The following is a 19,653-nucleotide window of genomic DNA, read 5'->3' on the forward strand; positions in this document are numbered from 1 at the left end:
ATCCTAAAATGCCTAGCCTAATGGAATGATATCCCCTTGCCAACCCTGTCGGCCCAAAGAACCGGTTAACAGCAACTCTCCCTTATCGGCACGCACGATCAGCTGACCTTTTTCATCCCATAACGCGCTACCGCTGCGCGCGTTCGCCATTAATACCGCGATGGCGTACTTATGCGCGAAGCGTTGTAACGAACTGATGGATTGCCGCCAGCGTTGCTCACCCACCGCCAGGCTGCTGGTGAACAGCGTTGCCTCTGGGTCCAGTTCCGGGGCGTCAGCCTGATTATCAACGATGGTTAACCGTTTATTGCCAGGAATAACACCCGCACCGTTACCCTGCGGATAACGCCGGATGGTCGACAGGTTAGGGGTGAAAAGCGCGAGTCCTTTCTGTTGCTGGAGCGTAATACCGGCAATCACCGTGATGAAACGTGACTGCGCCGCGTGAAGGAGGGGGGCAAGCTGCAAATCGTCGGGGGGTGGGGGTAAGGTTGTTCCGCCAGGGCCGGTAAGCGAAAGCTCCGGAAAGACGACTAAATCGCACCCATGCGAGGCAGCCTCGGCAATAAAGTGCAGGTGATGTTTTACGTGCTCATCAACACAGTTGTGCCGCGGAGCATACTGAGCCGCGGCAATAGTCCATCGTGACATCGTGACTTCCTTATACACTAAGTCGCTGGGATTTTAAGATTACACCTAAATTTATCAGGGTTTTCTTATCCTGCCACATAACGCGTAAGGAAGTGTAACGGGACGTTAAGCTTATTTAACTTTAGGTTCGTACGGCAGGCGCGAGAGATTAACGGAGGCGAGGCGATGCGCAATAAGACGTTCGCGGAACCAGTCGCGCAGATGCGCGGGTTGTTCACGCTCTACCACTTCAGCCACGACGGGCATGTTGTAACGCTCTTTGAATGCGACCCCCGCGGCGGCGAGATCGACATTCACTTTGTCCATCTCGTCCTGAGGAAGGGCGGCCAGGTTAACGTTCATTTCCTTCTCCTTTTTCTGCGGCGGCAACGTTACCGCGATTGTTCAACGATGACAAGGGAGTAAAGGATGTTCCTCGACTCGTAAATTATACAGAGTTATTCTTTAGCATTCAGGCATAACGAAAAGGAATGATTGTGATGCACTTTACCCCTTCCCGCGTCGCGTGTGCGCTGGTGTTTCTGCTCTCTTCGGCAATCGCGCCATCAGCTCTGGCCCATGCGCACCTTAAGCAACAATCCCCGCAGGAAAATACCGTCGCGACGGCACCCGACGTCATTACCCTGAATTTCTCGGAAGGCATTGAACCTGCCTTCAGCGGCGTCGTGGTGACGGACGCGCAGCAGCACAAAATCCAGACCGGCGGGGTGAAGCGTGACGAGAAGGATAACGCAAAGCTGATTGTTCCTCTTGAGAAACCGTTGACGACCGGCACCTATACGGTGGACTGGCATGTGGTCTCCGTGGACGGCCACAAAACCAAGGGCAGCTATCACTTTAGCGTGAAATAGTATGCTGGCCCTGAGCTACGTAGCGTTTCGCTTTATCCATTTTGTTGCGCTGATACTACTGTTCGGCAACGCGCTATACAGTGTCTGGTTTGCACCGTCTTCGTTGCAGCGCCTCATGACGCAGCGTTTCCAGCGCCAGCAGAATATCGCGGCCTTAATCAGCCTGATGGCTGCTCTGCTGATGTTCGGCCTGCAAAGTGGGTTAATGGGCAACGGCTGGGGTGATGTCATTCGCCCGGCGGTCTGGCGCAGCGTGCTGGGCACGCAGTTTGGTGGCGTCTGGCTGTGGCAAATGGTGCTGGCCGCTGTGACCGCGGGCGCTGCATGGCTTACCCCGCAAAAGGGCTCACGGCTGTTACTGCTCGCGATGGGGCAACTGGTGCTGCTGGCGGGCGTGGGACATGCCGCGATGAACGGTGGCGCGCCGGGTGCGTTGCATCGTCTGAACCATGCGCTTCACCTGCTCTGCGCCGCCACCTGGGTGGGCGGTTTACTGCCGCTGCTGTTCTGTATGCGGCTGGCGAAAGGCCGCTGGCAGCCAGCCGCTATCTTTACCATGATGCGCTTCTCCCGCGTGGGGCATTATGCAGTGGCGGGCGTGCTGCTGACCGGGATAATCAATACGCTCTTTATTGTAGGCATAGACGTGCCGTGGGAAGCGCCTTATGTACGGCTGTTGTTGTTCAAATGTGCGCTGGTCATCATGATGGTGGCAATTGCGCTGGCGAATCGGTATTTTCTTGTGCCACGCTTTCGCCCTGATGCCGGGCGGGAACAACAGATTTTTATCAGGATGACACAGGCAGAAGTGGTGCTGGGCGCGCTGGTACTGGCGGCCGTCAGCCTGTTCGCGACCTGGGAACCCTTCTGACAAGGTTTAATAACTTATGAAAAAGACACTGCTTTCTCTTTTACTTCTCACCTGTGCCAGCAGTGCGCTGGCCGCGCCGCAGGTCATCACCGTCAGCCGGTTTGAAGTGGGTAAGGACAACTGGGCATTTAATCGTGAAGAGGTCATGCTCACCTGCCGTCCCGGTAACGCGCTGTATGTCATCAATCCCAGTACGCTCGTGCAGTATCCGTTAAATGACGTAGCGGAGCAGCAGGTTGCCAGCGGGAAAAGTAACGGACAGCCTGTCAGCGTGATCCAGGTGGATGACCCGGCAAACCCCGGGCAGAAGAAGAGTCTGGCACCGTTTATTGAGCGCGCTAAAAAGCTCTGCTAGCCGTCAGGTTTCCAGTAAAAAAAACCGCAGGTGCTTGTAAAAGCTCTGCGGTTTTTCACATTTAGTGATGTTCTGACGCTTTTTTTCAGACCACTTTTACTGTGGACTGGAAAACCTGACGTCGTCATCTATTCTTAAAGGGCAAGGCGATTGAGCCTGCATTAATGCCAACTTTTAGCGCACGGCTCTCTCCCAAGAGCCATTTCCCTGGACCGAATACAGGAATCGTATTCGGTCTCTTTTTATCTGCATGAAATTAAACGATAAAATCCGGTTTTCGTCTCAGCAGAAGGTTCACTTCCTGTGCGCCTGCTTCAAACATACCACAACCCGGCAGGCGTAAGTCCAGTCCTTTTTGGCTGTTTTGTTAAATTTTTGTTTGTATTTTGCCTGAGACGACTGCGGGATCAATGCGCGCATGTACGGAAGCCGCAATATCATCAAGTAACGCAAAGCGGCGACGGTATTCGGCGCGTTTTTTGCTGGCAATCTCCTCCAGCGCTTTACGCTCCATCTGGAGCGGCAACTGCCAGCAGAAGGGGGAGAGTTTCTTTCCGTTCAGGCCTTCCCAGAACTCGTCGTAGCTGGCGTGAAAATGACGCCCTTTACTCAGACGGTAGCGCAGCGCGCGGAAAACATGGCCTTCATCGCTGACGGCAAAAATCGCGCTGATGTTCGAGCGTGAGGCAAGCTGGAAGATCACCTCCATCAGCACGCGTTTCGGGAAAAGCCCATGGCAGGCACGGGTAGCCTGCTTAATCACCTCCCGTGAAACATGACGACGGGGACCCTGGAGGCCGCCGATCACCAGCACCATACGGCCGTTACTGCGTGCGACACAGAACGTCAGGCTGGCAAGCAGCGTGTGGTCATTGTCATGCAGCCAAAGCGTGCTTTCTCCTTCACGTTCAGCCTTACCTGCGGACGAGGCGTGGACGGTATAGATTTCGCCGTTTTTTGCCTCGAACCGGACAACCGGCACCTCTTGCGGATTAGTCAGCGCGTGGGCGAGGGCGGTATTTGTCAGACTATCAATCCACTGATAGTGGCTGACGATAGCATCGGCCCGGTCGTTTGAGTTCAGGCCACGCATCAGATACTGGCGGTGAGTTTTGCTCGGCAAGGTAATTTGAGAGGTGAGCAGCCTGTCGAAATCATCGCGCCCGGATAGCGCCTCCAGCATGCGATGGGTGGAGGACCAGAATAAAAGCGAGCGCAGAAGGAACTTTAACCGGTAATCACGTTTGTGCCAGATTGGGCCGGGAACGCGTTTCCCTCCTACCAGTTCAGAAATAATATTTGTGCGATGCGGATAAAAAACATCGTTTTGCAGGTGTATGTTTGACACGTGAAAATCCCTCTTTTTATTCCGCATTATTTTAAAGGCCAGGGAATAAGGGATTAATAGCGCAGCGATCTTTATTTCCGGCTGGTTTATGGTTTGTTTGGATTCGCGATATCCAACGCCAGCGCATGACATTTTCTGTGGCAGCTATACTTCTTACAGGAGGCGTTATGTATCAGAAAATAGAGGGAGAACACTGGCGTCATGTCTGGGTTGTCAGCGATATTCATGGTTGCTATCAGTGGCTTATGGATGAGCTGAAACGACGGCATTTTAATCCTGCTTCGGATCTGCTTATCTCGGTGGGGGATATTATCGACCGCGGTCCCGACAGCGTGAAATGTTTACAGTTGATGCAGGAAAAGTGGTTTTATGCGGTACGCGGTAATCACGAGCAAATGGCGTTAGATGCGCTTGAAAATAATGATTTTAGTCTCTGGTCGATAAATGGCGGTAACTGGTTTACCGGGCTTACGGTCGCTCAACAAAAGCAGGCGAAGGATTTACTCGACGCGTGTCGGGACTTACCGCACATTATTGAAATAACCTGCAAAAACGGTCTGAACGTGATTGCTCATGCGGATTATCCCGCCGCCGAATATGCCTGGCATAAGCCGGTAGATGCCCAGCGGGTGCTGTGGGATCGCGACCGGTTAATGGGCTTTATGGTGGGTAGAGGGCAGGGCATTAGCGGTGCGGATCACTTCTGGTTCGGACATACGCCTGTGGACAAGCGCTACGATTTCAACAATCTGCACTACATTGATACGGGAGCGGTGTTCGGGGGCTTTCTGACGCTGACGCAGCTTCAGTAATAAATAACCCGCCTTCGGGCGGGTTCTCTTTGGGTTATGCAAGACGCAAGACCCAGGCATCGGTTTTACTGTCGTAATGTTCACGGTACAGAACGGAATGTTCCCCATCAAGGATCGCCGGGACGCTGGTATCTGCATCCCAGGCGTCCAGTTGCATGCACAAATCCGGATCGGATTTGCAGGGAATACTTAACGTTCGTTCGCCTTGTGCTTCGCCGCGCAATTCAGCGTCGTCGATTTCAAAAGCGCCAATGCGTACGCTGGTTTTCGTCATAATGCTCTCCGGTTTGTTGCCCAAAATCTGGTATGACCAGTGCAGTCATCCATTTTTGATCCTAGACAAGGAGAGCGAAATCGCCAGTAAAAAAATGCGTTTTTTCAGTCAGTGCGGCTGTTACCGGTAAACAGGCGACCATCGCGTACCAGTTCACGCGGATAGCTATTTTTCAGCCGCGAGCCGACTTTTTTCGCCAGCCCGAGCGGATAGCCCTGATACGTCACGATGACTTCATCCTGTGACGGGCCGTCTTCCGGGTAAACGTCACGACCGCGATACCACTCTTCCGCTTCATGATGCGTCAGGGCGAAGGTGTTCTCATTGCCTGCCAGCGCAATGACCGCTTCGTGCTGCCAGCGATAGCCTTTGTTGTGGATCTCCGCCAGGCGAATACCGAGGCGGGAGAAACGCACCTTACCAATCAGCGGTTCGATGTTGACCGGGAACAGCCACAGCTCTTTGTCACGCATCCAGAGGCGCAGGCTCTCATCCCAGTGCAGTCCCACTTTGCTGGCAGCCGCTTGCGCCTGTGCCGCCTCACGGCCTTTGACCGGCGCGAACGGGAAGTTGCCGACCTTAAACTTAGGGACAGGCAGCGGATCGACGGCGCGGGTTTTACGCAGTCGTGCGACAAAGAACCCCTCGCAATCGTAAATCTGCGGGAAGACGTGCAGGAAGCCTTCAGGGGTGGCCGCGTGACTGGCCGAATCGAAGAGGGTGTCCAGCGGCAGAAACTCGACGGCATCCGCATAGCGTTGCCTGAGCCACAGGCAGACATCCTCGTTTTCATCGCGGTTCAGCGTGCAGGTGGAGTAAACCAGCGTTCCACCGGGGCGCAGGGCATGAAACGCACTGTCGATCAGTTCACGCTGCGTGGCGGCGATCTCCAGGTTGCTTTCAACGGACCAGTTTTTTAACGCATCAGGATCTTTACGCACTACGCCTTCGCCGGAGCAGGGCGCGTCGAGCAGGATGGCATCAAAAGCTTCCGGCAAGGCAGCGCCAAACACGCGACCGTCGAAGTGTGTTAACGCGACGTTGTGGATCCCGCAGCGGCTGATATTGGCGTGCAGGACTTTGACGCGGCTGGCGGAAAATTCGTTGGCGAGGATCGCGCCGCGGTTGTTCATCCGGGCGGCAATTTGCGTGGTTTTAGAGCCCGGCGCCGCCGCGACATCCATCACCCGCTCAGGCTGGTTTCCGTCGGCAAACAGCGCGGCAACCGGCAGCATGGAGCTGGCCTCCTGAATATAAAACAGCCCGCTCAGGTGCTCGGCGGTGCTGCCGAGCGGCAGGCTCTCCTCGTCATCCCGCTCGATCCAGAACCCTTCCTCACACCACGGCACCGGCGTCAGCTGCCAGCCGTAGGAGGAGACGAGATCCAGAAACGCTCCGACGCTGATTTTCAGCGTATTGACGCGAATACTTCGACGCAAAGGGCGCTGGCAGGCGGCGACGAAATCGTCGAAAGAGAGATGAGCAGGAAGCGCCTCGCGCATCTGTGCGAGGAATTGTTCAGGAAGAAATACGGAGTTTTGAGCCACGGGCACACCACAGGGAAACATTCAGGCGCGCAGTGTAACATAAAGGCTCCGGCGCGTTGACACCGGAGCCTGCGAGATTAACGCGGCAGCGCCGTTCCCCATTCGCGCCACTCTTTCGGTTCACTTTCCAGCAGCAGGAAGTGTTTTCCTGCCTGCGCCTTAGGCGCCAGAGGCGTGCCAGGCGGCGTCGCGAAGGCAATGCCGCCGCGAATGAACTGGTTAAAGGTCCCCGTTTTGACCACGCCACCGGTCAGGCCGAAGTCCAGCGAGTAGCCTGAAGCCAGCCAGAACACCGAGTTGTTGCGAACCAGATGCTGATAACGCTGGCTGATGCGCAGGCCGACCATCACGCGATCGGACAGATTACCCAGCGTCAGGCTTGTTACTGTCCCCACTTCAATACCGCGGAACAGGACCGGCGTACCGATGCCCAGCGAACCGGCTTCCGGTACTTCAACCACAATGCTCAGACCGTCCAGATAACGGGAATCGGTGATGGTCGCCTCCTGCAACTCAAACTCACGACGCGCGTTGCCCCGACCCGGTTCAACGTTAATGTACGGCTGAAGTATGGTGTCGAGATGCTCAACCCCTGCGGCAGAAATTTGCGGCGTAACCACCGAGAAGCGCGAGCCTGCCCGGGCGAACGTCTGTACATATTCCGGATAAAGCACGGCGGTAGCCTGAACTTCATTGCGCGCGGTGATCAGCGTCAGTTTCTGAACCTGCCCGATATCAATTCCGAGATAGCGGATAGGCATGCCTTCTGCCAGTTTACCGGCATCAAAGGTGTGCAGGGTAATCTGTCCCCCGACGGCGCGCGCCGCGGTTTCAGACGGGAAGAGGATCCGCTTGTCACCTTTACGCATGTTGCCGCCCGCGCCGCTCAGGTTATCGAAGCTGATCGCACCGCGCAGGGCACGGGAGAGGGGAGACGCCTGTACGGTCAGCCCGTTGCCGTTGAGCTGCACTTTCGCGCCGCCTTCAGCCCAGAACACGCTGTTTGGCGTGAGCAGCTTGCGATACTCCGGCTTGATATGCAGTTCGATATCAAACGCGTCCGCACGAGGACGAACGGTGATCACTTCTCCGACCTCAAACTTACGATAAAGCACGACGGAGCCTGCCTGGACATCCGGCAGCGTTTCAGCGCTTAAGGTCAGCGTGGTGGTCGGCAGGTCGCCGAGGCTGTTTTCAATGGCTTTGTCCAGATTGGCGAACAGTGGATAGCTCTCACGCAGCGCGCCTTTGCTGCCCGGCAAAATGCGGATCCCGCCGTTAACCCACTCGCTGGCGCTGGCGCCGAGGAACTCAACGCCGTCCAGACCCACCTTCACGTCGACCCGGCTGTTCACCACAAATTTACTGTCGCCGTGCACAAGGTTGCCGTACTGCGGATCGATGGCGGCGGAGAAGGAGACCCCTTTTTCCGTCAGCTTTCGTTCCAGAACCTGACCCACCTGCACACCGTGCAGGATTAGCGGTTGACCGGCTTCGATACCATAGCTTTCCGGCGCATTCAGCTTAACCGTCAACACGCCCGGTTTTTGCAGCAGAGCTTTATCCGCCGGCGCGATGACAAAGTTTTTATTCGGCGCACCTTCACCGGGGATCAGCTCAAAGGTGCTTCCCGTCAGCAGGGAACTGATGCTGGCGTCGCTGAGGGAGAGCTTCGGATTACGCAGCTCGATGCGTGTTTTTTCCCGCAGGAGGTCCACAACGCTCGGATCCACCGTCATTTCGCCGGTAACGGAGCCGCCCGCGTTGAGGGTTAATTTTGTCAGTTGCCCGACCTCTAAACCCTGGTACATCAGCGGGGTCGAACCGGCTTTCAGGCCTTTGGCATCCGGCAGGGTCAACTTGACGATGACACCGCGCTGGCTGTGTGCCAGGTCGGCGTACAGACCAAAGGTATCCTCTGCGGCGGCAGGGCTGGAGTCAGCAGGTGAGTCGAAGGCGATAGCGCCATTCACCAGCGCCGCCAGGCTCTCAAGCTTCACTTTCGCACCGCTTAAGCTCAGGTCAGCATCGACGCCGGAGACGTTCCAGAAGCGGCTGCCTTTTTTTACCAGGTTGGTAAAACGGCGATCGATCAGTACATCAATGGTCACGCCATCTTTGTTCGGGTTAATGGCGTAGTCGTAAACGCGGCCAACCGGAATTTTGCGGAAATAGACCAGAGAACCACTGTTCAGCGAGCCCAAATCCGGCGCGCGGAGGTGGATCATCAGATCGCCGTTATTCAGCCGATATTTCGGCTGGGTATCCAGCGCAACAAAGTGATCCTGTGGCTCACCTTTGCCAGGCATCATGCCGATATAGTTACCGCCCACAAGCGCATCCAGCCCGGAAACGCCGGCCAGGGAGGCTTTAGGCGTGACCAGCCAGAACTGCGTTTCGGCGCGCAGGGCATCCTGCATGTCAGACTTAATGCTCGCCCGGACCTGGATTTTGTTCAGCCCTTTGCCGAGGGAAATATCCTGCACGGTACCCACTTCCACCCCCTGGAAGCGAACGGGGGTACGTCCGGCGACAATGCCGTCCGCAGACTGGAAATCAATCGTGATGGTACTTCCGCGATCTTCATAGCTCGTCCAGATAAGCCAGCCTGCGATCATCAGCGCGATGACAGGCAGCAACCAGAATGGCGAAATGCGGCGTTTTGTTTTAATTCTCGCTTCAGTCGGCGAAGCGGGCGTTTCCTGACTCATGTGCGTCCCAAAGTAAGCGGCTGTCCAGCCATTCCACTGCAAGAATAGTCAATATCACCGCAGAGCCGAAATAAAAAGCTGCGGGTCCCATGGTAAAAGCAAGTAACTGATCGCGATTGATGAGCGACATCATCAGCGAAATCACGAACAGATCCAACATCGACCAGCGACCAATCCAGGTCACGAATCGCAGAAGCAGGATGCGGGTGCGTAGTCCTTGTTCGCATTTAAAGTGAATGCTGATAAGTAGCGTAAACATCACCACCACTTTGGTAAAGGGCACCAGAATACTGGCGATGAACACAATGGCGGCAACCCCCACGTTACTGTGCGCCAGAGAGATAATCCCCGAAAGGATAGTATCTTCCTGTCGGGCGCCGTTCACATAAATTACGGAGATCGGCAGCATATTGGCCGGGAATAAAAATATCAGTGAGGCGATAAGCGCCGCCCAGCATTTTTGCAGGCTGTTGTTGCGCCGCAATCTTAACGGAATGTGGCAGCGAGGACACCTCCCGCGTTTATCCGGAAAACCGGTGTAATGGCACCCCAGGCAGACGCGCAGGTTTTCATCAGGCCGGGTCGCGGGACGCTGAGGGTAAAATCGCTCCCAAAGCTGTTCAACATTCAGATGAATCAGGGTCAAAATACTCAGCAGGACCAGTGAAATAAACGCAAAAAGGCCAATGCCGGGTTGTAAAAACGCATAATCCTGCACCTTAATGGAGGCCACGCCGACGCCCACCAGATAGATGTCCAGCATCACCCACTCCTTGAGCTTTTCCAGCATGAGCAGGACAGGGCGCAGGTTCATCCCCAGAATGTTGCCAAACCACAGGTAGGCAATTGCCGCGACCAGCACCAGCGGCGCGCCGACGACGCAGAACAGCACCATAGCGCCGGTGAGCGGATCGCCCTCGCGCGTCATCTGCCAGATCCCCTGCAATACGTTAGCGTCAATACGCACGCCAAGCAGGTAGAGCTTTAACAGCGGCTCGGTCCAGGCGAACGGCATCAGCAGCAGCATGGTAACCGCCATTGCCGCCAGACGCGTCAATGACCAGTCCCGGCCGTCGCGAATTTTGGCATCGCAGCAAGGGCAAAAAGCACTTTGGTGCGATTTCATCTTCGGCAACATAAAAAGCGTATCGCACTGGGGACAACGCTGATAATGTGCACGAGGCAGAGCCTGGCTTACCGTACGGACAACGATCTTTCTTGTCGGCGTAATTTGGGGTGTTTTTAGGGCCATCAGTCGCACACAGATAAGTATTGTTGAAAGTTATAATAACTCATGAACGGATTCATCTTGAGCATGAGCGCATTTAATGCTTATTTTAATAGGCTATGCGGTAATTATGTAAGATAACTAAGTGATTGAATAATGAACAAAACAGAATTCTACGCGGATCTGAATCGCGATTTTAAGGCATTAATGGCAGGGGAAACCAGTTTCTTAGCCACTCTGGCAAATACCAGTGCGTTACTGTTCGAACGCCTTTCTGACGTGAACTGGGCGGGCTTTTATCTGCTGGAAGGCGACACGCTGGTGCTGGGGCCTTTCCAGGGGAAACTCGCCTGCGTACGCATCCCGGTAGGTCGCGGCGTGTGCGGTACCGCAGTGGCGACCCGTCAGGTTCAGCGTGTCGAAGATGTACATGCGTTTGACGGCCACATTGCCTGCGATGCCAGCAGCAATTCTGAAATCGTACTGCCGCTGGTGGTTAAAAATCAGATTATTGGCGTTCTGGATATCGACAGCACGGTCTTCAGCCGCTTTACTGCCGAGGATGAGCAGGGGCTGCGCGCGTTGGCCGCAAACCTGGAAAATGTTCTGGCAGAGACCGATTATCATAAATTCTTTGCGAGCGTCGCAGGATAATCAACGGATAACGTAGCATTTACTGATAGCGTCATTATAATGTCGCCTGTTCATGCCTGCGCTTGTTGGCAACGTCCGTTGTAATCAGGAAATTTCATGGAAAATCAACCTAAGTTGAATAGCAGTAAAGAAGTTATCGCATTTCTGGCCGAGCGTTTCCCGCAGTGCTTCAGCGCTGAAGGTGAAGCGCGTCCTCTGAAAGTCGGTATCTTTCAGGATCTGGTCGCGCGCGTTGAGGGGGAGATGAACCTCAGCAAAACGCAGCTTCGTTCTGCCTTGCGCCTTTATACCTCGAGCTGGCGTTACCTGTACGGTATCAAGCCGGGTGCGACCCGTGTCGACCTTGACGGCAACCCGTGTGGTGAGCTGGACGAGCAGCACGTAGAACATGCGCGTAAGCAGCTTGAAGAAGCCAAAGCTCGCGTTCAGGCACAGCGTGCTGAACAGCAGGCCAAAAAACGCGAAGCCGCAGCGGCAAACGGTCAGGAAGACGCCCCTCGTCGCGAGCGTAAACCGCGTCCGGCACCGCGTCGTACTGAAAATAACGATCGCAAACCGCGTGCTGACAAACCAGCAGCTAAAGCCCCACGTGCGCCGCGCGAAGAGCCGCGCCACACCCCAGTTTCGGACATCAACGCCCTGAGCGTAGGTCAGTCTCTGAAGGTTAAAGCGGGTAACAATGCGATGGATGCCACCGTACTGGAAATCACCAAAGATGGCGTTCGTGTACAGCTGACTTCTGGTATGTCAATGATTGTACGCGCAGAACACTTGTTGTTCTGAAACGGAGGCCGAGCCTGGCATGAACACTTTTTTTAAGCTCACCGCGCTGGCTGGCCTGTTTGCTATAACAGGCCACGCTTTCGCTGTGGACGATATTACGCGTGTTGATCAAATTCCGGTTCTCAAGGAAGAGACTCAGCACGCGACGGTGAGTGAGCGCGTGACGTCGCGCTTTACTCGTTCGCACTATCGTCAGTTCGATCTCGATCAGGCCTTTTCGGCCAAAATCTTTGACCGTTATCTGAACTTGCTGGATTACAGCCATAACGTACTGCTGGCCAGCGATGTCGAACAGTTCGCTAAACGCAAATCCGAAGTGGGTGATGAGCTGCGCTCCGGAAAGCTGGATCTTTTCTACGATCTGTACAACTTATCGCAAAAGCGCCGTTTTGAGCGTTATCAATACGCGCTGAAAGTGCTGGAACGTCCGATGGACTTCACCGGCAACGACACCTTTAATCTGGACCGCAGCAAAGCGCCATGGCCGAAAGATGAGGCTGAACTGAATGCGCTGTGGGACGGAAAAGTCAAATATGACGAACTGAGCCTCAAGCTCACAGGCAAAGACGAGAAAGAGATCCGTGAGACGTTAAACCGTCGCTACAAATTCGCAATTCGTCGTCTGGCGCAGACCAACAGTGAAGATGTTTTCTCGCTGGCGATGACCGCGTTTGCGCACGAAATTGATCCGCACACTAATTATCTCTCTCCACGTAACACCGAACAGTTCAATACCGAAATGAGCCTGTCTCTGGAAGGTATCGGTGCTGTGCTTCAGATGGATGATGACTACACCGTTATCAACTCCATGGTGGCCGGTGGCCCTGCGTCGAAAAGCAAAGCGATCAGCGTAGGCGACCGTATTGTCGGTGTAGGTCAAACCGGAAAGAGCATGGTGGACGTGATTGGCTGGCGACTTGATGACGTAGTTGCGTTGATCAAAGGGCCGAAGGGCAGCAAAGTTCGCCTGGAGATCCTGCCAGCCGGAAAGGGGACCAAAACCCGTATCGTTACTCTGACCCGTGAGCGTATCCGTCTGGAAGATCGCGCGGTGAAAATGTCGGTGAAAACCGTGGGTAAAGAGAAGGTTGGCGTTCTGGATATCCCTGGCTTCTACGTTGGCCTGACCGATGATGTAAAAGTGCAGCTCCAGAAGCTTGAAAAGCAGAATGTCAGCAGCGTGATCATCGACCTGCGCAGCAACGGCGGCGGGGCATTGACCGAGGCCGTCTCGCTCTCAGGGCTGTTTATCCCGTCTGGCCCGGTGGTTCAGGTGCGCGATAACAACGGTAAAGTGCGTGAAGATGCCGATACCGATGGCGTGGTCTACTATAAGGGTCCGCTGGTGGTGCTGGTCGATCGCTTCAGCGCCTCTGCATCGGAAATCTTCGCTGCTGCCATGCAGGATTACGGCCGGGCGTTAATCGTCGGCGAACCGACGTTTGGCAAGGGCACCGTTCAGCAGTACCGCTCTCTGAACCGTATTTACGACCAGATGCTGCGTCCTGAATGGCCGGCGCTGGGCTCAGTACAGTACACCATTCAGAAGTTTTACCGTGTTAACGGCGGCAGTACGCAGCGCAAAGGCGTGACGCCGGACATCATGATGCCGACAGGTACCGAAGAGACGGAAACGGGCGAGAAGTTTGAAGATAACGCGCTGCCGTGGGATAGCATTGATGCCGCGACATTCGTGAAATCGGGTGATATGAAACAGTTCGGTCCGGAACTGCTGAAAAATCACAACGACCGCATCGGGAAGGATCCGGAATTCCAGTACATCATGAAGGACATCGCGCGTTTCAACGCTCTGAAAGCGAAACGGAACATTGTCTCTCTGAACTACGCCCAGCGTGAGAAAGAGAACAATGAAGATGACGCGACACGTCTGGCGCGTATCAACGATCGCTTCAAACGTGAAGGCAAGCCTCTGCTCAAAAAACTGGACGATCTGCCTAAGGATTACCAGGAGCCCGATCCGTATCTGGACGAGACGGTGCATATCGCGCTTGATCTCGCGAAGCTGGAAAAAGAGAAACCTGCCGTACAACCTGCTCCGACAAAATAATCCCCCAACAGGCACAAGAAATTGTGCCTGTTTCTTTTTGTTCCTCATCCTTCCGTCAGGCAGATTTCCAATTGTGTAAAGTTGTGTCTTTCTGGTGACTTACGCCGTCTGGATGCTTGAAAATAGCCGCAATACCCATACGATGTGGGTAATCGCATAGTGCGTTTTGTTAAACTGAGGTTAAAAGAATATTATGATGCGAATCGCGCTCTTCCTGCTCACCAACCTGGCGGTGATGGTGGTATTCGGGCTGGTGCTAAGCCTGACGGGAATTCAGTCGAGCAGCGTTCAGGGTCTGTTGATTATGGCGCTGCTGTTTGGTTTCGGTGGCTCTTTCATTTCACTGCTGATGTCGAAGTGGATGGCACTGAAATCCGTGGGCGGTGAAGTTATTGAGCAGCCGCGTAACGATATGGAACAGTGGTTGATGAGCACGGTTGCTCAGCAGTCAAAGCAGGCGGGCATAGCCATGCCGCAGGTGGCGATCTACCACGCGCCAGATATCAACGCGTTTGCTACCGGTGCGCGTCGTGACGCGTCCCTGGTGGCCGTCAGTACCGGTCTGCTGCAAAACATGAGCCGTGACGAAGCGGAAGCGGTTATTGCTCACGAGATCAGCCACATCGCTAACGGCGATATGGTCACCATGACCTTGATCCAGGGCGTGGTGAACACCTTCGTTATCTTTATTTCCCGTATTCTGGCGCAGATTGCTGCCGGATTTATGGGTGGCAACCGTGATGAGGGTGAAGAGAGCAACGGTAACCCGCTGATCTATTTTGCTGTTTCAATGGTGCTGGAGCTGGTGTTCGGTATCCTGGCAAGCATCATTACCATGTGGTTCTCCCGTCATCGTGAGTTCCACGCGGATGCCGGTTCTGCGAAACTGGTGGGTCGTGAGAAGATGATTGCTGCGCTGCAACGTCTGAAAACCAGCTACGAGCCGCAGGAAGCAAACAGCATGATGGCCTTCTGCATCAATGGTAAATCAAAGTCGCTGAGCGAGCTGTTTATGTCACACCCGCCGCTGGATAAACGTATTGAAGCGCTGCGAAGCGGCGAATACCTGAAGTAATACCCGCCGGATGAAAAAAAACCGGGCAGGAGACAATCTCCGCCCGGTTTTTTTATGCCTGCGCCTTTGGCTGGGTCACACGAAGGCCGCTAATGATAGCCGCGAGGGTCGCCAGTGTCCCTGCGGTAATCAGCGCAACGTGTGTCGCATTTTGCCCGGCAAGGTTAAACATCAACGCCACCATTGCGGCCCCGGTGCTTTGCCCTAACAGTCTTGCCGTACCCAGCATCCCGCTGGCACCACCGCTGCGATGACGTGGGGCAGAGGTGATAATTGTGTGGTTGTTAGGTGACTGGAACAGACCGAAACCTGCCCCGCAAAGGATCATGCGCCAGATAATATCCAGATCCCCCGGCGAGGAGGGCAGGAGCGACAGCGCAAACAGTCCTGCTGCCATGACGATCAGCCCGATAGCCCCCAGCAGTCCGGCATGAACGCGCTCAATAAGGTACCCGGCCAGCGGGGCCATCACCATGGTTGCCAAAGGCCAGGGCGTGAGCAGCAAGCCTGTTTCCACTTCCGAACGGCCAAGCACGCTCTGCAAAAAGAATGGCAGCGCAACCAGCGCCAGCATCTGGGCGCAGAACGAGCAAATGGAGGTACAAATTGATAGCGAAAACAGCGGAATACGCAGCAAATCGACCGGCAGTAACGGCACGGGCAGCGCCAGCTGGCGTCGTACAAAGAAAAAGCCGATGATAAGCAGGGCAACGATTTCTGCGGCAATGAGCGACAAAGACTGTCCCTGCGCAAATCCGCTCAGCGCAGTAATCAGCAGGCCAAAGGTCAGCGCGTTCATCACAGCGCTGGGCAGGTCAAAACGTGGCATGGTGTTTTTCGGACCATTTTCCGGAAGATAGCGCAGGGCGAAGAAGATCGCCACAATGCCCAGCGGCACGTTAATGGCAAACAGCCACTGCCACGAGGCAACGGACAGAATGGCGGCGGCAATCGTCGGCCCGGCGGCGGACGACACGGCCACAATAAAGGAGTTAATGCCCATGCCGCGCCCCAGATGGCGATGAGGATAGATTAGCCGTATCAGGGCCGTGTTCACGCTCATTAGCGCCGCACCGCCAAAACCCTGTGCGATACGCGCAAGCGTAAGGGTGTGCAGTGAATCGGAAAGGGCACAGAAGAGCGAGGTGAGAGTAAAGACCACCAGCCCGCACTGATAAACCCGGCGATAACCAAACATATCGCCCAGGAAAGAGAGTGACAAAAGGGAAATCACAATCGCTATCTGGTACGCGTTCACAATCCAGATGGAGCTTGCCGGAGAAGCATTAAGGTCTCTGGCAATGGTAGGAAGAGCCACATTGGCAATCGCACCGTCAAGGACAGCCATCGAAATGCCGATGACAATAGTGGCAATTGCCCCGTACCGCTGTGGTAAGGGCAGGCCATCAGAAACGTTTTTTTGCATGGGAAAAGAATGACTCAGTGTGAAATTATTTTCAGAGTAACTATTTTAGCATCGTTATTTCGGTTTTATGTCGCAGATTTGTAACGAAGTAAACCCAGATAGATTGCAGCGCGCATCACACGAATTTATAATAAAAACCGGTTCTGATTTTTATAAAACACTCTCCATGAGGTGATAAATGGCAATCGCAGATTTGGATAAGCAGCCAGATTCTGTTTCTTCCGTGCTGAAGGTGTTTGGCATCTTGCAGGCGCTCGGAGAAGAGCGTGAAATTGGTATTACAGAGTTGTCGCAGCGTGTGATGATGTCGAAAAGCACCGTTTATCGCTTTTTGCAGACGATGAAATCATTGGGTTATGTCGCGCAGGAAGGAGAATCAGAAAAATATTCTCTGACCCTGAAACTGTTTGAATTGGGCGCCCGCGCCTTGCAGAACGTGGATCTGATCCGCAGCGCTGACATTCAGATGCGTGAACTTTCGCGGTTGACGAAAGAGACCATTCACCTCGGCGCACTGGATGAAGACAGCATCGTTTACATCCACAAAATTGACTCCATGTACAACCTGCGCATGTATTCACGCATCGGTCGTCGTAACCCGCTGTACAGTACCGCAATTGGTAAAGTCCTGCTGGCCTGGCGCGATCGTGAAGAGGTTAAGCAAATCCTTGACGGTGTGGAATACAAACGCAGCACCGATCGCACGATTACCAGTACGGATGAACTACTGAGCGTGCTGGATAAAGTGCGTGAGCAGGGTTATGGGGAAGATAACGAAGAGCAGGAAGAAGGGTTGCGCTGCATCGGTGTGCCGGTGTTTGACCGCTTCGGCGTTGTCATTGCGGGACTGAGCATCTCTTTCCCAACGCTGCGTTTCTCCGAAGAGCGTCTTCATGAGTATGTGGCAATTCTGCATACCGCAGCGCGCAAAATTTCAGAGCAGATGGGCTATAACGAATACCCGTTCTGATCAATGCCTCCAATAAAAACGCCGCACTCTTGCGGCGTTTTTGTAAGCGAAATTTAGCTCTGATTAGCCGTTATCCACCACAACAGATGATTTACGCAGCACAGGACAGTTGGTTAACCCGATGATCCCGCTGTCGGAATGGATGTACTGAGCCGTGCTTACCCCCTGGGCGGTGAGATATTTACACTGAATACCCAAACCCGCGGCATTCTCTTTGCTTCCCATTAATACGCCATACCCACTTAACAGCAGGCCGATCCACACAAGTGCCAGTACAATTATCGTACGAACGAGTAAACGCATCGATGCCTCTTTTTTCTTTGTTGTCATGGAGTAAGCGTAACGGGTTTACGCAGTGAAACAAGTGCACGATTCCGAAAAGCGTCTGTTGAAGGTACAGTTAGCCCCTGTTTAAGATAGCCGTGATAACCTGGCTACATCAGGTCATAAGACGGAGTGTGGAGTGAAAAAAATACGCTGGGTAATTCTGATTATAGTGCTGATAGCATGCGTGGTGCTGTGGACGCAGACTATCAATGTGATGTGCGATCAGGATGTACAGTTCTTTAGCGGCATTTGTTCAATCAATAAGTTTATCCCCTGGTAGTGGCTATTTTTGCACTGAGCGATGTCCTTACGTGGCTGCAGTGGTAAAATGACTGTTTTTACTGAGGTGGTGAAATGGGTGAGTTAATGAATTCGGGGCTGCTGAGCATTGCATCCCTGGTAATGTCTTTAGTGGTGCTGGTCGTTGGACTGGTGCTGTGGTTCTTCGTTAATCGCGCCAGCTCCCGCACAAACGAGCAGATTGAGCTGCTGGAAGCATTGCTCGATCAGCAGAAACGGCAGACTGCGTTGCTGCGTCGTCTGTGCGAAGCCAACGAGCCGGAGGAGAAAGCGGTGCCGAAGGAAGCTGATGCTCAAAAACAAGACGAGGAAGAGTTCATTCGCCTGGTGGCCGAACGATAGTCTGCCCGGAACGGGGAGGTGGCCTGACGTACGGCGTAAATCTCCTCCCTTATCAAATGTAACCCATAACATCCCAACATATAATTAAGCAGCAGTTAACTACTGTTTCAGTATACTGAAAACTGGCGAATATTTATCCTTATACAAGTCGTACCGTTTCGTTGAATAAATTGTGAGCTTTAACTTTCCTGAAGTGTTTTATTTTTATCGAAACGTTTTGCTTGCCTTGTTTTGAGGCAGAGTCATAAAAATTTCATTATTTTGGTGCAGAATAACGCTTATTAAATGGTGGATTTTAATACAGTTAGCAAAATGTATTTAACATCGTTTATTCACTGTCACACTCTGGTGCATTGCGATGTTTTCAGCATAACTTTTCACAAAATGTTCTAACTCAGTCATTCCTTTAAAGAAATTCAGGGATTGGGATGGACGCTTTGAAATGATTGAGCTATGTTTAAAAAGTCTTTGATTACAGGGCGCGTCAGCGCACCCTGTGGGCGGTGAGGTCAGGTGGCGCTTCATTTGACAATTCGCATAACTGTGCAGATTGTTATGGAGTAACGCCTGAATTTGTGCGGCGGATCGAGACACGTTTAAAAATGGCTTGCCATATTAAACGTTGTGTGTGATAACACGTTTTGGGTCAAACGAGGTACAGTTCTGTTTATGTGTGGCATTTTCAGTAAAGAAGTCCTGAGTAAACACGTTGTCGTTGAATACCGCTTCTCTGCCGAACCTTATATTAGTGCCTCAAGCAGTAATGTCTCAGTTTTATCTATGTTAAAGCCTGCGGGCTAAGAAAACACTCTAAGGAATTTTGCAAATGGCAAAGATTAAAGGTCAAGTTAAGTGGTTCAACGAGTCTAAAGGTTTTGGTTTCATTACTCCTGCTGACGGCAGCAAAGACGTGTTCGTACACTTCTCTGCAATCCAGGGTAACGGCTTCAAAACTCTGGCTGAAGGCCAGAACGTTGAGTTCGAAATTCAGGACGGCCAGAAAGGCCCAGCTGCGGTTAACGTAACTGCTATCTGATCGAATCACTGCTGACTGAAGCGC

21 protein-coding genes and 1 pseudogene are annotated in these 19,653 nt (G+C 53.5%); 13 read left to right on the top strand and 9 right to left on the bottom strand.

Translation table 11 applies throughout. From position 1 onward, the window contains the following. Positions 1-12 precede the first annotated feature (12 nt). Together ACNQ0T_RS01120 and ACNQ0T_RS01125 are read right to left on the bottom strand one after the other, a co-directional pair. Complete coding sequence (locus tag ACNQ0T_RS01120) at positions 13-651, bottom strand: nitrilase-related carbon-nitrogen hydrolase (RefSeq protein ID WP_023300434.1); 639 nt, start codon at positions 649-651, stop codon at positions 13-15. 111 nt (positions 652-762) lie between these two features. After that, complete coding sequence (locus tag ACNQ0T_RS01125; protein WP_003859784.1) at positions 763-993, bottom strand: DNA polymerase III subunit theta; 231 nt, start codon at positions 991-993, stop codon at positions 763-765. Positions 994-1,130: 137 nt separating this feature from the next. Between ACNQ0T_RS01125 and yobA the strand changes: the two genes are divergently transcribed. The 3 genes from yobA to ACNQ0T_RS01140 are packed head-to-tail and all read left to right on the top strand — an operon-like array spanning position 1,131 to position 2,728. Then, a complete protein-coding gene (gene yobA, locus ACNQ0T_RS01130) occupies positions 1,131-1,502 on the top strand; it encodes a CopC domain-containing protein YobA (protein WP_058646906.1) in 372 nt (123 codons plus the stop codon). Position 1,503: 1 nt separating this feature from the next. Continuing rightward, the gene (gene copD, locus ACNQ0T_RS01135; protein WP_023300432.1) at positions 1,504-2,373 is read left to right on the top strand and encodes a copper homeostasis membrane protein CopD; all 870 of its coding nucleotides are present in this window, start codon (positions 1,504-1,506) and stop codon (positions 2,371-2,373) included. A gap of 16 nt (positions 2,374-2,389) precedes the next feature. Further along, the gene (locus ACNQ0T_RS01140) at positions 2,390-2,728 is read left to right on the top strand and encodes a YebY family protein (protein WP_022648464.1); all 339 of its coding nucleotides are present in this window, start codon (positions 2,390-2,392) and stop codon (positions 2,726-2,728) included. A 367-nt stretch (positions 2,729-3,095) separates the two neighbouring features. Here the strand turns inward: ACNQ0T_RS01140 and ACNQ0T_RS01145 are convergent, their stop codons facing one another. Beyond that, the gene (locus ACNQ0T_RS01145; RefSeq protein WP_417929409.1) at positions 3,096-4,076 is read right to left on the bottom strand and encodes a VirK/YbjX family protein; all 981 of its coding nucleotides are present in this window, start codon (positions 4,074-4,076) and stop codon (positions 3,096-3,098) included. A 167-nt stretch (positions 4,077-4,243) separates the two neighbouring features. Between ACNQ0T_RS01145 and pphA the strand changes: the two genes are divergently transcribed. After that, positions 4,244-4,888, top strand: coding sequence for a protein-serine/threonine phosphatase (pphA, locus tag ACNQ0T_RS01150; protein WP_395036114.1), 645 nt, complete (start codon positions 4,244-4,246; stop codon positions 4,886-4,888). 34 nt (positions 4,889-4,922) lie between these two features. Here pphA and ACNQ0T_RS01155 read toward each other — a convergent pair whose 3' ends face one another. The 4 genes from ACNQ0T_RS01155 to yebS all read right to left on the bottom strand — a co-directional run bounded on the left by ACNQ0T_RS01155 (position 4,923) and on the right by yebS (position 10,672). Then, positions 4,923-5,162, bottom strand: coding sequence for a YebV family protein (locus tag ACNQ0T_RS01155; protein WP_006811010.1), 240 nt, complete (start codon positions 5,160-5,162; stop codon positions 4,923-4,925). A 104-nt stretch (positions 5,163-5,266) separates the two neighbouring features. Next, positions 5,267-6,730 (bottom strand): 16S rRNA (cytosine(1407)-C(5))-methyltransferase RsmF, encoded by a 1,464-nt coding sequence (gene rsmF, locus ACNQ0T_RS01160; RefSeq protein ID WP_045308319.1) that lies wholly within the window; start codon positions 6,728-6,730, stop codon positions 5,267-5,269. Positions 6,731-6,786: 56 nt separating this feature from the next. Then, positions 6,787-9,420: a PqiB family protein gene (locus ACNQ0T_RS01165; protein ID WP_022648460.1), complete on the bottom strand. Its 2,634-nt coding sequence runs from the start codon at positions 9,418-9,420 to the stop codon at positions 6,787-6,789. Further along, the gene (yebS, locus tag ACNQ0T_RS01170; protein ID WP_022648459.1) at positions 9,389-10,672 is read right to left on the bottom strand and encodes a membrane integrity lipid transport subunit YebS; all 1,284 of its coding nucleotides are present in this window, start codon (positions 10,670-10,672) and stop codon (positions 9,389-9,391) included. The genes ACNQ0T_RS01165 and yebS overlap by 32 nt, the downstream gene beginning before the upstream one ends. A gap of 132 nt (positions 10,673-10,804) precedes the next feature. Between yebS and ACNQ0T_RS01175 the strand changes: the two genes are divergently transcribed. The 4 genes from ACNQ0T_RS01175 to htpX all read left to right on the top strand — a co-directional run bounded on the left by ACNQ0T_RS01175 (position 10,805) and on the right by htpX (position 15,228). Further along, entirely contained in the window at positions 10,805-11,302 is a 498-nt protein-coding gene (locus ACNQ0T_RS01175; protein WP_006811006.1) for a GAF domain-containing protein, read from the top strand. Positions 11,303-11,398: 96 nt separating this feature from the next. Continuing rightward, positions 11,399-12,085 (top strand): RNA chaperone ProQ, encoded by a 687-nt coding sequence (gene proQ, locus ACNQ0T_RS01180; protein ID WP_003859895.1) that lies wholly within the window; start codon positions 11,399-11,401, stop codon positions 12,083-12,085. 19 nt (positions 12,086-12,104) lie between these two features. Beyond that, on the top strand, positions 12,105-14,153 hold the full coding sequence (prc, locus tag ACNQ0T_RS01185; protein WP_003859896.1) for a carboxy terminal-processing peptidase: 2,049 nt from the start codon (positions 12,105-12,107) through the stop codon (positions 14,151-14,153). 193 nt (positions 14,154-14,346) lie between these two features. Beyond that, on the top strand, positions 14,347-15,228 hold the full coding sequence (htpX, locus tag ACNQ0T_RS01190) for a protease HtpX (RefSeq protein ID WP_003859899.1): 882 nt from the start codon (positions 14,347-14,349) through the stop codon (positions 15,226-15,228). A gap of 52 nt (positions 15,229-15,280) precedes the next feature. Here htpX and ACNQ0T_RS01195 read toward each other — a convergent pair whose 3' ends face one another. Then, a complete protein-coding gene (locus ACNQ0T_RS01195) occupies positions 15,281-16,654 on the bottom strand; it encodes an MFS transporter (RefSeq protein ID WP_417929412.1) in 1,374 nt (457 codons plus the stop codon). Between the two features lie 178 nt (positions 16,655-16,832). Here ACNQ0T_RS01195 and kdgR point away from each other — a divergent pair, with 178 nt between their 5' ends. Then, on the top strand, positions 16,833-17,624 hold the full coding sequence (kdgR, locus tag ACNQ0T_RS01200) for a DNA-binding transcriptional regulator KdgR (protein ID WP_022648455.1): 792 nt from the start codon (positions 16,833-16,835) through the stop codon (positions 17,622-17,624). Positions 17,625-17,687: 63 nt separating this feature from the next. Here the strand turns inward: kdgR and ACNQ0T_RS01205 are convergent, their stop codons facing one another. Continuing rightward, on the bottom strand, positions 17,688-17,927 hold the full coding sequence (locus tag ACNQ0T_RS01205) for a YobH family protein (protein WP_022648454.1): 240 nt from the start codon (positions 17,925-17,927) through the stop codon (positions 17,688-17,690). Between the two features lie 160 nt (positions 17,928-18,087). Here ACNQ0T_RS01205 and mgrB point away from each other — a divergent pair, with 160 nt between their 5' ends. The 4 genes and pseudogenes from mgrB (at position 18,088) to cspE (ending at position 19,629) form a co-directional block, all read left to right on the top strand. Further along, entirely contained in the window at positions 18,088-18,231 is a 144-nt protein-coding gene (gene mgrB, locus ACNQ0T_RS01210) for a PhoP/PhoQ regulator MgrB (protein WP_003859906.1), read from the top strand. A 74-nt stretch (positions 18,232-18,305) separates the two neighbouring features. Further along, on the top strand, positions 18,306-18,593 hold the full coding sequence (locus ACNQ0T_RS01215; protein ID WP_023300358.1) for a YebO family protein: 288 nt from the start codon (positions 18,306-18,308) through the stop codon (positions 18,591-18,593). Between the two features lie 669 nt (positions 18,594-19,262). After that, positions 19,263-19,407 (top strand): annotated as a pseudogene (locus tag ACNQ0T_RS01220) (DUF2627 domain-containing protein). 12 nt (positions 19,408-19,419) lie between these two features. Beyond that, complete coding sequence (cspE, locus tag ACNQ0T_RS01225) at positions 19,420-19,629, top strand: transcription antiterminator/RNA stability regulator CspE (RefSeq protein ID WP_001062678.1); 210 nt, start codon at positions 19,420-19,422, stop codon at positions 19,627-19,629. The last annotated feature ends 24 nt before the right edge of the window (positions 19,630-19,653 follow it).

Origin of the sequence: Enterobacter cloacae complex sp.6700776, from assembly GCF_048284255.1 — a bacterium.
Classification (GTDB): Bacteria; Pseudomonadota; Gammaproteobacteria; order Enterobacterales; family Enterobacteriaceae; genus Enterobacter; species Enterobacter intestinihominis.

Bases quoted from the DNA above. Each gene is read 5' to 3' on its own strand.
- ACNQ0T_RS01120 (WP_023300434.1), bottom strand. From the start codon at position 651: ATGTCACGATGGACTATTGCCGCGGCTCAGTATGCTCCGCGGCACAAC.
- ACNQ0T_RS01125 (WP_003859784.1), bottom strand. From the start codon at position 993: ATGAACGTTAACCTGGCCGCCCTTCCTCAGGACGAGATGGACAAAGTG.
- yobA (WP_058646906.1), top strand. From the start codon at position 1,131: ATGCACTTTACCCCTTCCCGCGTCGCGTGTGCGCTGGTGTTTCTGCTC.
- copD (WP_023300432.1), top strand. From the start codon at position 1,504: ATGCTGGCCCTGAGCTACGTAGCGTTTCGCTTTATCCATTTTGTTGCG.
- ACNQ0T_RS01140 (WP_022648464.1), top strand. From the start codon at position 2,390: ATGAAAAAGACACTGCTTTCTCTTTTACTTCTCACCTGTGCCAGCAGT.
- pphA (WP_395036114.1), top strand. From the start codon at position 4,244: ATGTATCAGAAAATAGAGGGAGAACACTGGCGTCATGTCTGGGTTGTC.
- ACNQ0T_RS01155 (WP_006811010.1), bottom strand. From the start codon at position 5,162: ATGACGAAAACCAGCGTACGCATTGGCGCTTTTGAAATCGACGACGCT.
- rsmF (WP_045308319.1), bottom strand. From the start codon at position 6,730: ATGTTTCCCTGTGGTGTGCCCGTGGCTCAAAACTCCGTATTTCTTCCT.
- ACNQ0T_RS01165 (WP_022648460.1), bottom strand. From the start codon at position 9,420: ATGAGTCAGGAAACGCCCGCTTCGCCGACTGAAGCGAGAATTAAAACA.
- yebS (WP_022648459.1), bottom strand. From the start codon at position 10,672: ATGGCCCTAAAAACACCCCAAATTACGCCGACAAGAAAGATCGTTGTC.
- ACNQ0T_RS01175 (WP_006811006.1), top strand. From the start codon at position 10,805: ATGAACAAAACAGAATTCTACGCGGATCTGAATCGCGATTTTAAGGCA.
- proQ (WP_003859895.1), top strand. From the start codon at position 11,399: ATGGAAAATCAACCTAAGTTGAATAGCAGTAAAGAAGTTATCGCATTT.
- prc (WP_003859896.1), top strand. From the start codon at position 12,105: ATGAACACTTTTTTTAAGCTCACCGCGCTGGCTGGCCTGTTTGCTATA.
- htpX (WP_003859899.1), top strand. From the start codon at position 14,347: ATGATGCGAATCGCGCTCTTCCTGCTCACCAACCTGGCGGTGATGGTG.
- ACNQ0T_RS01195 (WP_417929412.1), bottom strand. From the start codon at position 16,654: ATGCAAAAAAACGTTTCTGATGGCCTGCCCTTACCACAGCGGTACGGG.
- kdgR (WP_022648455.1), top strand. From the start codon at position 16,833: ATGGCAATCGCAGATTTGGATAAGCAGCCAGATTCTGTTTCTTCCGTG.
- ACNQ0T_RS01205 (WP_022648454.1), bottom strand. From the start codon at position 17,927: ATGCGTTTACTCGTTCGTACGATAATTGTACTGGCACTTGTGTGGATC.
- ACNQ0T_RS01215 (WP_023300358.1), top strand. From the start codon at position 18,306: ATGGGTGAGTTAATGAATTCGGGGCTGCTGAGCATTGCATCCCTGGTA.
- cspE (WP_001062678.1), top strand. From the start codon at position 19,420: ATGGCAAAGATTAAAGGTCAAGTTAAGTGGTTCAACGAGTCTAAAGGT.